The organism is Pseudoalteromonas sp. SR41-7 (assembly GCF_014163935.1).
In the GTDB taxonomy this organism is placed as follows: Bacteria; Pseudomonadota; Gammaproteobacteria; order Enterobacterales; family Alteromonadaceae; genus Pseudoalteromonas; species Pseudoalteromonas distincta.
The window spans coordinates 369,561-384,496 of the sequence record NZ_JACJEF010000002.1 but is presented as its reverse complement, the minus strand read 5'-3'; the positions used below and the strand labels follow the sequence as shown (position 1 = coordinate 384,496).

Sequence of the window (14,936 nt, the reverse complement as noted above, 5' to 3'; positions counted from 1 at the left end):
ATTTAAGTACTTATTTAAGGTTCTGTGTAATGGATAAAACCTACAATCCGCAAGATATTGAACAGTCTCTATATCAAGACTGGGAACAAAAAGGCTACTTTAAGCCATCTGGCCAAGGCGTACCATATTCAATTATGATCCCGCCGCCAAATGTCACTGGTAGCTTACACATGGGCCACGCCTTCCAAGATACAATAATGGATACCCTAACGCGTTTTAAACGTATGCAAGGTAACAACACATTATGGCAAGTAGGTACTGACCACGCAGGTATTGCAACGCAAATGTTGGTTGAGCGTAAACTGCATGCCGAAGAAGGCAAAACACGCCACGATTTAGGCCGCGAAGATTTTATTAATAAAATCTGGGAATGGAAAAAAGAATCTGGCGGTACTATCACTAAGCAGCTTCGTCGCCTTGGCGCATCGGTTGATTGGGATCGTGAACGCTTTACCATGGATGATGGTTTATCTGAAGCTGTTAAAGAAGTGTTTGTACGCCTCCATAAAGAAAACCTAATTTACCGAGGCAAGCGCCTAGTAAACTGGGATCCAAAATTACACACGGCTATTTCTGATCTTGAAGTTGAAAACAAAGACAAGCAAGGCCACATGTGGAACTTACGTTACCCATTAGCTGATGGCGTTACAACACAAGACGGAAAAGACTACATAGTAGTAGCAACAACACGTCCTGAAACCATGTTGGGTGACTCAGGTGTTGCAGTAAATCCTGATGATGAGCGCTACACAGATTTAATCGGTAAAGAGATTTTATTACCCATCGTTAATCGTCGTATTAAAATTGTTGCTGACGAACACGCCGATAAAGATAAAGGCACGGGCTGTGTAAAAATAACCCCAGCGCACGACTTTAACGATAACGAAGTGGGCAAGCGTCATCAAATGCCTATGATCAACATTTTCGATAAAGACGCCGCTATTCTTACCCAAGGTGAAACATACACCTTTGACGGTAAAGAGCTTGAGTTTGATGCACCAATACCTGAGCGCTTGCACGGCCTAGATCGTTTTGCAGCGCGTAAAGCAATTGTGGCTGAATTTGAAGAACTAGGTTTACTTGAAAAAATTGAAGACCATGGTTTAACGGTTCCTTACGGCGATCGCTCTGGTGTGGTAATTGAGCCACTGCTTACCGACCAATGGTATGTACGTGTTGCACCACTTGCTGAACCTGCAAAAGACGCTGTTAAAAACGGCGACATTCAATTTGTACCTAAGCAATACGAAAACATGTACTTCTCGTGGATGAACGACGTACAAGATTGGTGTATTTCACGCCAGCTTTGGTGGGGTCACCGCATTCCAGCTTGGTACGACAGTGAAGGCAATGTATTTGTTGGTCGCGACGAAGCCGAAGTTCGCCGTGAAAACAACATTGCAGATAACGTAACGCTAAGCCAAGACGAAGACGTACTTGATACGTGGTTCTCATCAGCGCTTTGGACGTTCTCTACACAAGGTTGGCCTGAAAATACCGATGATTTAAAAACCTTCCACCCGTCTGACGTGTTGGTAACTGGTTTTGATATTATTTTCTTCTGGGTTGCGCGCATGATTATGATGACGCTGCACTTTGTAAAAGACGAAAATGGCAAACCACAAGTTCCGTTTAAAACCGTATATGTAACGGGCTTAATACGTGATGACAATGGCGATAAAATGTCTAAGTCAAAAGGTAACGTACTTGACCCACTAGACATGATTGACGGCATTGAACTTGAAGACCTAGTACAAAAACGTACTGGTAACATGATGCAGCCAAAACTTGCCGCTAAAATCGAAAAAGATACGCGTAAAGTATTTGCAGGCGGTATTGAGGCACACGGCACCGACGCCCTTCGCTTTACACTTGCTGCAATGGCATCTACCGGTCGTGATATTAACTGGGACATGAACCGCCTTGAAGGTTACCGTAACTTCTGTAATAAATTATGGAACGCGAGCCGTTACGTATTAATGAATACAGAAGAGCAAGACTGTGGTTTTGCAAACGATGCACAAAAAGAGCTTTCATTAGCTGACCGCTGGATTTTAGGTCAATTTGAGTCAACAGTTAAAACATACACTGAGCACCTTGATAACTACCGCTTTGACTTAGCTGCTAACACGCTTTACGAATTCACTTGGAACCAGTTCTGTGATTGGTACTTAGAGCTAACTAAGCCGGTATTATTTAAAGGTAATGAAGCGCAGCAACGTGGTACACGTAATACACTTATTACCGTACTTGAAAGCTTACTGCGTTTAATGCACCCAATGATGCCGTACATCACTGAAACGATTTGGCAACGTGTTGCACCTCTTGCAGGCCTTGAAACAACAAACACCAGCATTATGGTTCAGCCGTTCCCTGTATATAATGAAGCAAGCGTTGATGCTAAAGCGATGGACGACTTAGAGTGGGTTAAGCAATTCATTTTAGCTATTCGTAACATTCGTGGTGAAATGGATATTAGCCCAAGTAAACCGCTTAGCGTATTACTTGCTAATGCATCAAGCGACGACGTGCGCCGTATTGAAGAAAACAAATCATTTTTAGCATCACTTGCAAAAATTGAAGAGTTTACAATGCTTGAAAACAAAGACGACGCACCTGCATGTGCAACGTCTTATGTTGGCAACCTTGAGATCATGATCCCAATGGCGGGCTTAATTGATGTAGAAGCCGAGCTTTCACGTATTAATAAGCAACTCGAAAAAGCAGAAAAAGGCCTAGCACAAGTGCAAAACAAACTCGCTAACGAAAAGTTTGTTAATAACGCACCTGAAGCGGTACTTGCTAAAGAAAATGCAAAACTGGCTGAGTTTAGCGATGCTAAAACTAAGCTACTTGAGCAAAAAACTAAAATAGAAAGCTTATAAGCTTTCATAAAATGCCTATTAACACTATTTAATAGGCATTAAAAAAGCCGCTCACTTTAATTAAAGTGAGCGGCTTTTTTGTGCCCTGTGATTAACCACGAGACACTTCTACATTAAAACTTGTAGTTATACTGAGCGCCAAGTAATACCGCGTGGCCTTTAGATTCGAAGCCCCACTGGCTGCCCGAGTCATCAGCTTCTGTGAACGTTTGTGTTTTACCACGGATGATACTTACACCAAGATCAACGTTAGAGTTTTGATCAATTGTGTAGTTACCGCCAAACGAGAACCAAAAGCGATCGGTATCAGGAATAGAGATTGATAGGTGCGTTTGTGATACTGGAGACTCATCAAATGCAACACCGGCACGAAGTAGTAAATCTTCGTTGTATTGGTAATCAGCACCTACAGAGTATCTGAAAGAGTCATCAAACTGCTCTTGCTTTTCAAACGCAACAAACTTATCACCAGTTGGTAACGTTACTTGTGCTTCTAGTGATTCAAAGCTGCTCCAACCTGTCCATAATACACTGTAATGTAGGCCTAACTTATCATCTAACTGATGTGAGCCAGAAAACTCAGCAATAGCTGGTAGTGTTAGATCAACAGCTCCTGGTAGCTTAGCGCCGCCTGTACCACCAATAGCTGCTGGTAGATCGTTTGAGAAGTCACCATCAAATGTGATGTCTGTTTCGCTACGATAGTTAAAACCAAAACGGCTGTTATCATCTAGCTGATACATTAAACCAACGTTTAAACCAAAACCAGTATCATCACCTTGAAGGTTTACAGCATCAGCACCAAAATCAATACCGCTTGCATTAGCACCCACTTTACGAATAACAGTTGCATCAGCATAAATAGCGTTTAAACCAATACCAAAGCTGAATTGCTCAGTTACTTTATAAGCAACGCTTGCATTAAGGTTAACAGTAAAGATTTCTGTTTCGCCAGCAATTTGGCCAGCAACGTATTCGTCGTTAAACTCTGTAGATAAACCAAAGTTAGAAAATGCGCCAAAACCAATCGATACTTTATCGTTGTAAGGCATAGTAAAGTAAACAGCAGGTACTACAGCACTTGGTGCAATGCTGTCGTCATCTAATGCACTTGGGTCAATACCGTTATTAGTACTTTCGCCTTCAATACTTACATCTGGAATTACACCAATAGCAGCAACACTTAGTTGTTTATCTTTAAATAAAGTCATTAGTGCAGGGTTACGTGCAACTACAGACGCATCGTCTGCGATAGAAGCTTCACCAGCGTATGCACGGCCTAAACCCGATGCATTTTGCTCTGATAATTGAAACGCAGCTGCAAAGCTATCAGCTGAAACAAATGCAAGCGAAGCTGCAATAAGAGTTTTAGAAAATTTCATTGTTGAGTCCTTAACCAAACTGACTGTCTGGGTACTATGTGTGTTGTTATTAGGATTTGAAACTTTGCTACACTACCTTAATTTTTTGTAAAAAACTCTATGAATGCGTCAAAAAACAGCAAAAAACATGTTATTTAACGACATTTTAACAACTATTTAAAACTCATCGGATGAGAAATGTGTTATTAGAGTTAAAGCTCTAATTGTAATTAATTATCATTTAGATTGACTTGAAATATATAGCAAATTACACTCACTATAAAATCGCAAAGGAAGTAAAACTGTGATCATTTTATTTATTATTACAGGGCTAATATTTTGTGGGGCGAGTGTATTTTGCTTTTACAAAGCAAATTACTGCGCATGCACTCAAGCAGGACAATGCGATAACCCCGTAAACCATTATTGGTTAGGGGCAATGTTAAATGCGTTGATTTCTTTAACGCTTTGTTGTTTTGCATTGCATGTAGAGTTAGGTACTTTGCTATGGTTAACACTGATGGGGAGTTGTTTTTTGGGTGCGTTTATTTCTGCAAAACAAACTAAAAAAAGGCAATGCAGTAAAACTAGTTCAACAAATGCTCTTTTAGCAGGCGAGACAAATTAATCTGATAATCAAGAGGCTTAACACTTGCTAGTATTTTAAGCTCTTGGGTGTGCTCACTTAAATCTATGTCTTTAGGTGTAACATGATGATTGTGCTTAGCATTATAAAATAGCTTAATTTTAGGTTTTATAGGATTTAATACGTTCCCCTCAAGCACTAAGGCTAAACGTTCATTCGTTAATTTTACAATAGTCCCTACCGGATGGACCCCCAAGCACTTTATAAAGCGCTGAACTAGTTCACCATCAAACAAGTGTTTATTGGCTAATAAGTAGCGTAATGCATTAATAGGCTCATCACCCTCTTGGTGCATTCTATCGGCTGTCATAGCATCGTACACATCTACAATTGCCATTATACGCGCCGGGCGACTTAACTTTTCAGCCTGCAGGCCTCGCGGATAACCAGAGCCATCTAAACGCTCATGATGATTTACTATCATATCGAGCATAAGGGGAGTTATACCCTTCTCACCTTTAACTAAACCTAAACCTTGGGCAACATGCTTTTTAATTGCTGCTAGCTCGTTATTACTTAGTTTAGTTGGCTTGGAAAATATACCCTGCGGTAATTTAGCTTGGCCTAAGTCATGAAGTAACGCCCCCATTGCAAGCTCTTGTACAACAGCCTTTTCATACCCTAAGTATTTAGCAAATACAGCAGTAAAAATGGCGCAGTTGATCATATGCCGCCAGTTATAGCTATGTTTGTCTTTTATACGAGTAAGAATAGTCATAGCGTTAGCATTACGAAAAACTGAGCTGACTATCTCGCTGGCAATTTCATCAAGCACTTTTATATTAACACTCAGGCCAGATGTTAAATCACCATATAATGATTGTAACTTTCGGCCATGCTGATCGTAATTTACAGTCGCTTTAGCAAACTCCTGTTCGATAGAAATAGCTATAGGTGTTTTTTCTACTTTTTTTTGGCTATTAGATGTTTTAGGTGCGCTTTGGGGCTTATATTTGGCAGGAACTGGCGCATCACCTTTAGTAAAATCTATAAGCAGCTCGAGCACCCCTTCAGACACTAAACGCTTAATAATAGATTTGTCGCGCACCAAGCCACTGGTCTTAATTTTTATGCTATTGATCCCCTCGTGTTGCTTAGTAACGCTATCAACGTACATACCAGGGGTGAGCTCAGACACAGGCAAAGTAATTAGCATAAAGGTGAGATTTTTTACATTTAAAGTAGATGTACCTTAAATAGCATTAATTAAGCTTAAAAGTCTAGTTTTTGAGTTGTAAGTAGTGATATATAACTACAAAGGATTACTTGCTGTATCACTCTTATTAGCTGTAGTGGGTAACCTTATTTTATGGATAATTAAAACCCTCTTCTATTTTCTTAATAACCTACAACCATTTAGCACTTAAAAGACTATTTGAGTATTATTTTTACGCTTTTAAACAAACTTAATTAACCTAATTTGAACATAATGTGGTTTTTCCTCGGTCTAAATATACACAACAGCTATAAAAATTTAAGAGCATCAACGTATATGACAAAATTAAACCACCCCGTATCAAACTTAAGTGTAGCGGCAATAAGCACCGTTTCTCCTTTGAGTCATATACTAAAAATAGCCGCTCCGCTGCTCGATAGCCTATTGGGCATCAATAAGCTGCGTGATATATACCTCTCTAATAATTTATCGGGTTTAGATAAACAAGAGTTTAGTGAAAAGCTGTTAAATGTATTAGGTATAAATGTGCTTGGTGCACAAGGTGTTATTGACAAAATACCAAAGCATGGCCCTTGCATAGTGGTATGTAATCATCCTTATGGCATGATTGAGGGCGTAATAATTGCAAATTTACTCACCCATTATCGTAGCGATACAAAAGTAATGGCTAACGTGGGTTTAAAAATATTTAAAGAAATTAAAGACTATTTTATTTTTGCTAACCCACTAAAACCAAAAGCAGCCATTAATACCAGCGCAATAAAACAGTGTTTTAGTCATGTTAAAAATGATGGCTTACTTGTGGTTTTTCCAGCGGGAAGAGTGTCATTTTTTCAATCAGAAAAACAGCGTGTAACTGACGGGCAATGGAATCGCTTAGCCGCTCAACTAGCTTTAAAAACACAAGCTCCTTTATTGCCTGTATTTATTAGCGGTCAGAATAGCTCAACCTTTTATAACTTGGGGCGTGTTTACTACCGATTTAGATTATTAATGCTAATACGCGAATTACTTAAAATTCAAAAAAGCTCTATTAGCTTAAGCGCTGGTAATTTACTTACACCCAAATTATTAAATAAGTTTGAAAAAACTGACGACATAAACGCACTTGCGCGCTTGCAATGTTACTTAAACGATGAGCGCTTTGTAACGCCTTGGCAAGAGGATAACCAATCAACACAGCTCAAAGCCATTATGCAGGAAGTTGATAAAACAAAAATGAAAAATGAGCTTGCTAACTTGCCAAGCGAGCAGCACTTAGTCGACTTTAAAGGTTACTCAGTTTATTACGGCTACCAAGAGCAAATACCTAATTGCGTTACTGAAATAACACGCCTCAGAGAAATAACTTTTCGCACATTAAACGAAGGAAGTGGCGAGCCATGCGACACAGATAAGTTTGATGCGACTTACATGCATTTGTTTATTTTTGATCATAAAAATGAAGAAATTATTGGTGCTTATAGAATTGGACAAACCGATTTATTACAAAAAAATAGCGACGTGAGCGCTCTTTATTTATCGCAAATGTTTAACTTTGAACCTTCTTTTATTAATCAGCAACAGCCGTGCTTAGAAATGGGTCGATCGTTTATAGTTCAAAAGCATCAGGGCAGTTACCATGGTTTATTGCTGCTATTTAAAGGGATTGGTGCATTTATGGCGCAAAATCCACGCTATAGGACTTTATATGGCACTGTTTCATTAAGTAAACTTTATGACCCTCGTTCTGTTGCAATTATTGACCATGCAATGGTTAATAATAAACAAGGTGTTAGCGCCAATACGCCTTTTAATAATAAGCTCCACCCAGAGTTTGAAGACTTTATTAATGACCACACGTTAAACATAGGCCATGTATCAGCATTGGTTATGGGAATAGAAGAAGATAAAAAAGACATACCGATTTTATTAAAGCAATACCATAAGCTAGGCGCTCAATTTCATTGCATGGGCATTGATAGCAACTTTAATCACACGCCAGGATTACTTTTAAGTGTGCACCTACCAAGTGCGCCTGAAAAGCTACTTAAGCTCTACCTTGGTGATAAAAAGGATGATTATATAAATCACTCATAATTTTTACCTGCTGTATTAATATAGCAGGTAAAAATTGAGCAAAAAAAGTCGACGCTATTAATTGCGTCGACTTTTTTAGTTATGTAACAGCTATAAAAATATTTAGTTAAGCAGCAGCCACTTTTAAACAACCAATGCTACTAATGAGCTGAGACTGCTTATCAAAATAATTAAAACGTATAGTGTTACCAACTTTAATATGGCTAATACTGACCGTCATTGCATCTTCCCTTAGCATATTTACGCCATATTGCCCTTGTTCGGCTTTACTGTAATGAAACGCTAAAAACTGCTCACTTTCAGGATGTCTTAAATCAATAAGTTGCTTAAATTGTTGTTTACGTTTTTGTGTCACCGTTTCAAGCTCAACACCTGATGACGTAGCAAGTGGTTCAACTTGGCAGTGGATCAACTGCTTTGCATCCCACCTAACAAAAACCACGTTATTGTTATTTATCGATAGTCCATCCGGAAAAATACATAACTTAAAAGGCGCGTAGCCCGATAAATCCATGTTTTGTAATTGGTACAATGCAGGGGCTTTATTGCTCAGTAAATGAGGGATTAACAAACCTCTACTATGCTTTACCGCAGTTATATCAAATACACTTTGGTAATCGTTTAATAATGCGAGTGTTTGCCCAAAATGCGATACCCCAAGCCAAGTACCTCCTCCTTGCGGATCAATGGGGAAAATTGCATTGCCCTGGTGCTTACTTGGAGCGATTGCCGTTTCTCGTGTTTTTTGCTCATCGCGATTAAAAAATAGCTCGTAGCCATCATCAGTTAAAAAGTAGCTTAACGTGCACATTTTAATTTTGCATCGATTTTGGTTGTGCTGGCTGGCTGGCTATTTTCTCTTAAAAAAGTAGCTGTACTTGGTGCTAAACCAAAGCTTTGATCGAGCTGCGACTTTTGAGCAAAAGAAATTTGTGAAATCATCGCGTAATGGTGCACAGCGTGACTGCCTACAAAAATAAGCTCTCGCGCAAGTGATGTGGTTACTGTTTGTACATTTTTGCTTTTAATTGAAACTTCGCTTGAAAGTGATAACGGTTTATTAAAATCATCTGGACTTAGCTGTTCAATCCACGTTGTTATTTCGGCAATTTTTTTTATTGCAGCAGTTGGAGAGTTTTCAATATCTCCTCCTCTTAAGCGGCAATCATAATCTACTTTTTGCGTGCTAAAGCCGGTCATTAAAGATTGATAATGATCGATAATATGTCGCATATGAGCTCCAGCCGAGCTAATAAAGTTAGGAGTGATGACTTGGGAATAGTCCTCTTTAGTTACACCTTCAAGATAAGCGTGTCCTTGAGCTAGTATCTCTAATTGACTATTTAACATTAAATCGGTCTTCCTCATTTATCACTAAAACTTATATGCAAATAATTACAACATGATTTTTGGATGCTAATTTTGCATTGTATAAATAACTAGAAAGCTGTTTTTAAAATTAACTTTCAAAGTTTTTGCAGTAAATGCATTTTTAAATACAAGAGTAATTAATAAGAAGCTAGGTAATATAGAGAGGATAATTAATACATATAAAAGCAAATGGCGCTCTCGGTAGGGATCGAACCTACAACTCAGCCTCCGGAGGGCCACGTGATATCCATTTCACCACGAGAGCACATTTGTTGCCGCCACACCAACTCGCGATATCAGTGCTTTAGCACCCGCAATGATAAAGAGATCTTTAAATAAATACCAGTAAGATCAGCTTATATGCTTATTAATTAAACTCTTTTAAATAAAACACTTCACAAAGGCTTAAAAACACGCTATTTATTCTTATTAGATAAGAAACAGTAACGGTTTAGTAACATTAAAATTATGATTGTCGCTGTGAGGATTAGTTTAATACGAGGAAATAATAATGAGTTTAATGTCTACTGAGCAAGTCGCTGAATTTTTAGGTGTAAAAGTAGAGCGTGTAAAACGTCTCTCTAGAGAAAGTTTATTAATTGCTAAATCTGAAGACGAGAATGGCGAACCACAATTTGATGCGGCCGAAGTAACAAAGTACAAAGAGCTCGCTGAACGCTTTGGTGGTTTGTAACTTTTATAAAAAAGTATTAGTAACAAGTTTATTTAGCTGCGCACGTAACATTATAGATTTACTAGTTATGTTGCGCTCCTCATACCAAGCAATACATAACACCAAAAAAAACAGTTTATAGTAATTTAGCTTATCTATTGATGGGTAAAACGTGCTTGTTTTATCAACGCTATTTTTATAGTTGTTTAACAATGTACTGTCACTGCTCTCATTAAGATTAAAGCTCACTGCAAGGGCTGCCAAATCAAAATATACATCGTTAGTTTGCGCGTACTCAAAATCAATTAAATACATGCCCGAAGCATTTACAATAATGTTATCTTTTACCAAGTCATTATGACAAAAGCCTTCATCAAATTGCATGGCTGCAACTACTTTGAGTGCCTGCTCTATTTGAGGTTTATATTGCGTATATACGCCGGTGCTTTGATAAAAATGCAGCTCTTTAGCTATATCCATTGGCGCGGTAGACACTTTGTAATTGTGCACTTGAGCAAGTTTATTAATAAAGCTAAGCGTTATATCCGATTGCGCTGTATTACCTTCAATATAATTAAATACCGCACGGCTATTCTTTTTATCGAGCCAAACAGGCGCAGGACATATATTAAGCTCACTTAAAAAACGCTGTGCTTCAAGTCCTATGGCTGGCCAATGGCTTTTATAACACTTTAATAAATACCCTTGTTGTTTGGTACGTATTAAAAAATTATCGTTACTAAAACCATTTAGTAGTCGCTCGCTTGAAGTAACGCTAGTAGGCTCTATAAACGCCCTACACATTTTTACTAGCTGATTATGCTCAATCATTAATTAAAGCTGAGCTAGCGGCTTAGCTTGGCTTTGTTCGTACTCTTCGTACCAAGTTTTAAAGCCCCACGCGGCCATAATGGTATAAAATATAAAGAGCGCAAGCGTTGGGTAATAGCCTTTTTCATAATATAAATACATGGAAGCTGCATCTATTACAATCCAGTACAGCCAGTTTTCGAGGACTTTTTTAGCAACTAAGTAAGTAGTTACTACGGCAAAACACGTTGTGAAACTATCAAGGTAAGCAAAATCGGCATGCGTATAGTTTTGCATAACGTAACCAATTGTAATTGCAGCTACGGTTGTTAAACTAATTAAAACAGCATGACGGTTTATCGACCACGATGTAATATTTAAATTTTCAGCTTTGCCTTTTCTCCATACAACCCATCCAAACACAGCCATATACATATAATAAAAATTAAGTAACGACTCCATGAGCAATGCGCCATTCCAGTACATAATTGTATAAATGAGCGTGCTAAAAAATGCCGCCGGCCAACACCATAAGCTTTCCTTTATTGCCAATAATAAGTACGCCATCGACAATCCTACCGCAATGTATTCCCAATGCGACATTGCTGTAAAACCGCTTAAGGTTTGTGTTAAAAAGTCCATATTATGCAATCACCGTTTAGTTGGCCATTTGTTATACCAATCTGCTTATATACGGGGTCTATTTAACGTTAAGAAAATCACGCTAAAACTAGGCAAAATTTTTGTATCTAGTTGTTCTAAATAAAAAATTTTAACGACGTTATAGTGCAATTTAATTCGTTAAATTGATCAAATATTTATGCAGATTGGTATTATAGATTATTCAGGCGATAAGTCGCCAGAGAGAAACTTGCATACAAAAATAGCTTTACCAAATTCTTCATATGAGCGCTTAATTTCGGTATTTAACACCTGCATTACTAAATCATAATCACCAAAAATTTGCGTTGATAGCGTATTAGTAATCACTTTTAAATTTTCGTATTCGTTTAAGCGGTCAATAAAGCCTTTAATAAACGGAATGTAATCTTGGTGAAGTGGATATTTACTGATCTCTACTGATAATTTCATTTTAAACTCTACTTTTTAATTATTTGATTTAAACAAATCATTCAATGCCAGTTCAATACAGTGTAAAATTATACTAACACTCAATTTAACTGAGCTTATTATGGCACGCAGAATAACGTATACATTTAAAAACCAACCGCGCGAAATTAACTTCGCAAAAGATAAATACCACGACATGTATCAAGCTATTGCTGCTGCCGAGGGTATTGATTTAACAAATTACTTAAATATGGTACGCCAAATAGAAATGACCTCAAAAGGGTCTGCTTCTGTTCGTAACTTTCGCGACCAAGAATTTGCCCGTATGGGCTTTAGCGACATTTACTTTATAAAAGAGTAATTATACCCAATTGGTATACGCTAAAAACTAACTATGGCTGATACTCATAACTTACGCGTGGTGTAATATTACATAATAGCTCGTAAGGAATAGTATCAGCGCACAGTGCTATTTCTTCAACTGGTAGCTCAGGGCCCCACATAGTGACTCTGTCGCCAACTTTAATATTATGCTCATTAGCGCCTATATCAACGCTGATCATGTCCATAGCTACGCTACCTACAATACCATAACGCTGCTCACCAATTATTACCGGTGTCCCCTCTTTAGCATGCCGAGGATAACCATCGCCATAACCCATAGCTACAACAGCTAACTTGGTTGGTTTATCGCTTTTCCAACGACCACCATACCCAACGGCTTCATTAGCAGGCACATCTCGCACTGCAATTACGCGCGTAGTTAAGCGCATAACTGGTTTTAATTTGTGTTGCTGCCCAATACTATTTGCCATTGGCGATACACCATATAACATAAGCCCAGGACGCACCCAATCGCCATGACCGCTCGGCCAGGCAATAATACCAGCCGAATTTGATAAACAATGCGCTTGGTCAATACCATTCACTAAATTATCAAACAACGTAATTTGCTGAACCGTTTTAGCATTATCAACGTCATCAGCACACGAAAAGTGGGTCATTAAATTAACGGTATTTTTAGCGTTAGGTGTTTTTTGCAAGCGGCTATAAAAGGCTTCAAACTGCTCTGGCGCAATACCTAATCGATGCATACCTGTATTTACTTTTAACCAGCATGTTATTGGTGCATCTAGCTTTGCTTTTTCAAGCGCCGCTAATTGGTACTCATCGTGAATAATAGTTTGAAAATTGTTGGCGAGCAGAATCGGTAAGTCGGCTTTGTTAAAAAAGCCTTCTAGTAAAACAATTGGTTTTGTTAAGCCCCCAGCTCGAAGGGCAAGCCCTTCATCTATACGTGCCACAGCAAATGCGTCAGCATTATTTAAATGCTGCGCAATCGTTACTAATCCATGCCCGTAAGCATTTGCTTTTAGCACCGCCATCACTTTGCTGTTAGGTGCAAAGCCCTTAACTTGCGCTAAATTATGCGCAAGTGCCGTTAAGTTAATTTCAGCAGTCGCTAAGCGCATTAGTAATCGTCATCTACCGCTGGTCCCGCGTAATTATCAAAGCGAGAAAATTGACCTTGGAATGTTAAACGCACTTTACCAATTGGGCCGTTACGTTGTTTACCTATGATAATCTCAGCAATACCTTTATCAGTACTGTCTTCGTTGTAAACTTCGTCACGGTAAATAAACATGATTAAATCGGCATCCTGCTCTATCGACCCTGACTCACGTAAATCTGAGTTAATTGGGCGTTTATCGGCACGTTGCTCTAGCGTACGGTTTAGCTGCGAAAGCGCAACAACCGGACATTTTAGCTCTTTTGCTAGTGATTTAAGTGAACGCGAAATTTCAGCAATTTCAAGCGTTCGGTTATCAGCAAGGCTAGGTACGCGCATTAGCTGCAAGTAATCGACCATGATCATACTAATGCCGCCGTGGTCACGCGCAATACGACGTGCACGAGAGCGAACATCGGTAGGTGTTAAGCCCGAGGCATCATCAACATACATTTTGCCTTTTTCCATCAACAAGCCCATTGTTGATGAAAGTCGCGCCCAATCGTCATCATCTAACTGACCTGTACGTACCTTAGTTTGGTTAATACGGCCAAGAGACGCTAACATCCTCATCATAATTTGTTCTGAAGGCATCTCTAGCGAGTAAATTAGCACGGGTTTGTCTTGAGTCATTGCGGCATGTTCTGCAAGATTCATCGCAAAGGTGGTTTTACCCATTGAAGGACGCGCTGCAACAATAATTAAGTCAGACGGTTGCAGGCCCGTCGTCATTTTATCAAGATCGGCATAACCTGTACTTACACCCGTTACACCATCTTGTGGCGATTGATAAAGCTCTTCTATTTTATCAACGGTTTTTTCGAGTATGTTATGAATACTTTGCGGGCCTTCCGTACTTTTTGTACGTTGCTCGGCAATTTTAAATACTTTGCTTTCGGCAAAATCGAGTAGGTCGTGACTAGTACGCCCTTCGGTATTAAAACCCGCTTCGGCTATTTCATTTGCCACGCCAATCATTTCACGTACAACAGCACGCTCACGTACAATGTTTGCGTAGGCATCAATGTTGGCTGCACTTGGCGTATTTTTAGCAATTTCGGCTAAGTAAGCAAAACCCCCAATACCTGCAAGTTTATTATTTTTTTCTAAACTTTCAGAAATAGTGATTAAATCTATCGGATCGCCAATCTCAGCAAGTGCCGTCATCGCCTCAAAAATTAACTTGTGCGTGCGGGTATAAAAATCCTGTGATACAACAAGCTCAGCTACGCGGTCAAAAGCTTGGTTATCAAGCATTAAGCCACCTAAAACAGATTGTTCAGCTTCTATTGAATGGGGAGGAACTTTAAGAGTATCGACTTGCTTATCTGGTTTGGCCATAACTTCACAGTA

14 protein-coding genes and 1 tRNA gene are annotated in these 14,936 nt (G+C 38.9%); 5 read left to right on the top strand and 10 right to left on the bottom strand.

Annotated features, from left to right (window positions below):
* The first annotated feature begins 29 nt into the window (after positions 1-29).
* Positions 30-2,885 carry a valine--tRNA ligase gene (locus H5092_RS04505; RefSeq protein ID WP_182693182.1) on the top strand — a complete coding sequence of 952 codons (2,856 nt, stop codon included), beginning with the start codon at positions 30-32 and terminating at the stop codon, positions 2,883-2,885.
* 113 nt (positions 2,886-2,998) lie between these two features.
* On the opposite strand, the gene H5092_RS04500 is transcribed toward H5092_RS04505, so the two are convergent.
* Positions 2,999-4,267, bottom strand: coding sequence for an outer membrane protein transport protein (locus H5092_RS04500; RefSeq protein WP_154903642.1), 1,269 nt, complete (start codon positions 4,265-4,267; stop codon positions 2,999-3,001).
* 283 nt (positions 4,268-4,550) lie between these two features.
* Between H5092_RS04500 and H5092_RS20600 the strand changes: the two genes are divergently transcribed.
* Complete coding sequence (locus H5092_RS20600) at positions 4,551-4,874, top strand: hypothetical protein (RefSeq protein WP_310736003.1); 324 nt, start codon at positions 4,551-4,553, stop codon at positions 4,872-4,874.
* Here H5092_RS20600 and H5092_RS04495 read toward each other — a convergent pair.
* Positions 4,834-6,048 (bottom strand): HD-GYP domain-containing protein, encoded by a 1,215-nt coding sequence (locus H5092_RS04495; RefSeq protein WP_039490270.1) that lies wholly within the window; start codon positions 6,046-6,048, stop codon positions 4,834-4,836. The genes H5092_RS20600 and H5092_RS04495 overlap by 41 nt on opposite strands.
* 336 nt (positions 6,049-6,384) lie before the next feature.
* Here H5092_RS04495 and H5092_RS04490 point away from each other — a divergent pair, with 336 nt between their 5' ends.
* A complete protein-coding gene (locus H5092_RS04490) occupies positions 6,385-8,148 on the top strand; it encodes a lysophospholipid acyltransferase family protein (protein WP_182732961.1) in 1,764 nt (587 codons plus the stop codon).
* A 106-nt stretch (positions 8,149-8,254) separates the two neighbouring features.
* Here the strand turns inward: H5092_RS04490 and H5092_RS04485 are convergent, their stop codons facing one another.
* The 3 genes from H5092_RS04485 to H5092_RS04475 all read right to left on the bottom strand — a co-directional run bounded on the left by H5092_RS04485 (position 8,255) and on the right by H5092_RS04475 (position 9,784).
* Positions 8,255-8,959 carry an NRDE family protein gene (locus tag H5092_RS04485; RefSeq protein WP_002963038.1) on the bottom strand — a complete coding sequence of 235 codons (705 nt, stop codon included), beginning with the start codon at positions 8,957-8,959 and terminating at the stop codon, positions 8,255-8,257.
* Positions 8,947-9,498 carry a DinB family protein gene (locus H5092_RS04480; protein ID WP_182715601.1) on the bottom strand — a complete coding sequence of 184 codons (552 nt, stop codon included), beginning with the start codon at positions 9,496-9,498 and terminating at the stop codon, positions 8,947-8,949. Before H5092_RS04480 ends, H5092_RS04485 begins: the two co-directional genes overlap by 13 nt.
* 211 nt (positions 9,499-9,709) lie before the next feature.
* Positions 9,710-9,784, bottom strand: a tRNA-Arg gene (locus H5092_RS04475).
* Positions 9,785-10,030: 246 nt separating this feature from the next.
* Between H5092_RS04475 and H5092_RS04470 the strand changes: the two genes are divergently transcribed.
* The gene (locus H5092_RS04470; RefSeq protein ID WP_039490259.1) at positions 10,031-10,213 is read left to right on the top strand and encodes a hypothetical protein; all 183 of its coding nucleotides are present in this window, start codon (positions 10,031-10,033) and stop codon (positions 10,211-10,213) included.
* 3 nt (positions 10,214-10,216) lie between these two features.
* On the opposite strand, the gene H5092_RS04465 is transcribed toward H5092_RS04470, so the two are convergent.
* The 3 genes from H5092_RS04465 to H5092_RS04455 all read right to left on the bottom strand — a co-directional run bounded on the left by H5092_RS04465 (position 10,217) and on the right by H5092_RS04455 (position 12,094).
* Complete coding sequence (locus H5092_RS04465) at positions 10,217-11,023, bottom strand: phosphotransferase (protein ID WP_182732960.1); 807 nt, start codon at positions 11,021-11,023, stop codon at positions 10,217-10,219.
* 3 nt (positions 11,024-11,026) lie between these two features.
* Positions 11,027-11,644: a nicotinamide riboside transporter PnuC gene (gene pnuC, locus H5092_RS04460; protein WP_002963042.1), complete on the bottom strand. Its 618-nt coding sequence runs from the start codon at positions 11,642-11,644 to the stop codon at positions 11,027-11,029.
* A gap of 198 nt (positions 11,645-11,842) precedes the next feature.
* Complete coding sequence (locus tag H5092_RS04455; protein ID WP_002963043.1) at positions 11,843-12,094, bottom strand: hypothetical protein; 252 nt, start codon at positions 12,092-12,094, stop codon at positions 11,843-11,845.
* Positions 12,095-12,194: 100 nt separating this feature from the next.
* Here H5092_RS04455 and H5092_RS04450 point away from each other — a divergent pair, with 100 nt between their 5' ends.
* The gene (locus H5092_RS04450; protein WP_002963045.1) at positions 12,195-12,434 is read left to right on the top strand and encodes a DUF2960 domain-containing protein; all 240 of its coding nucleotides are present in this window, start codon (positions 12,195-12,197) and stop codon (positions 12,432-12,434) included.
* A 31-nt stretch (positions 12,435-12,465) separates the two neighbouring features.
* Here H5092_RS04450 and alr read toward each other — a convergent pair whose 3' ends face one another.
* Both alr and dnaB read right to left on the bottom strand, forming a co-directional pair.
* On the bottom strand, positions 12,466-13,545 hold the full coding sequence (alr, locus tag H5092_RS04445) for an alanine racemase (protein WP_024596806.1): 1,080 nt from the start codon (positions 13,543-13,545) through the stop codon (positions 12,466-12,468).
* Positions 13,545-14,924 carry a replicative DNA helicase gene (dnaB, locus tag H5092_RS04440; protein ID WP_002963050.1) on the bottom strand — a complete coding sequence of 460 codons (1,380 nt, stop codon included), beginning with the start codon at positions 14,922-14,924 and terminating at the stop codon, positions 13,545-13,547. Before dnaB ends, alr begins: the two co-directional genes overlap by 1 nt.
* Positions 14,925-14,936 lie beyond the last annotated feature (12 nt).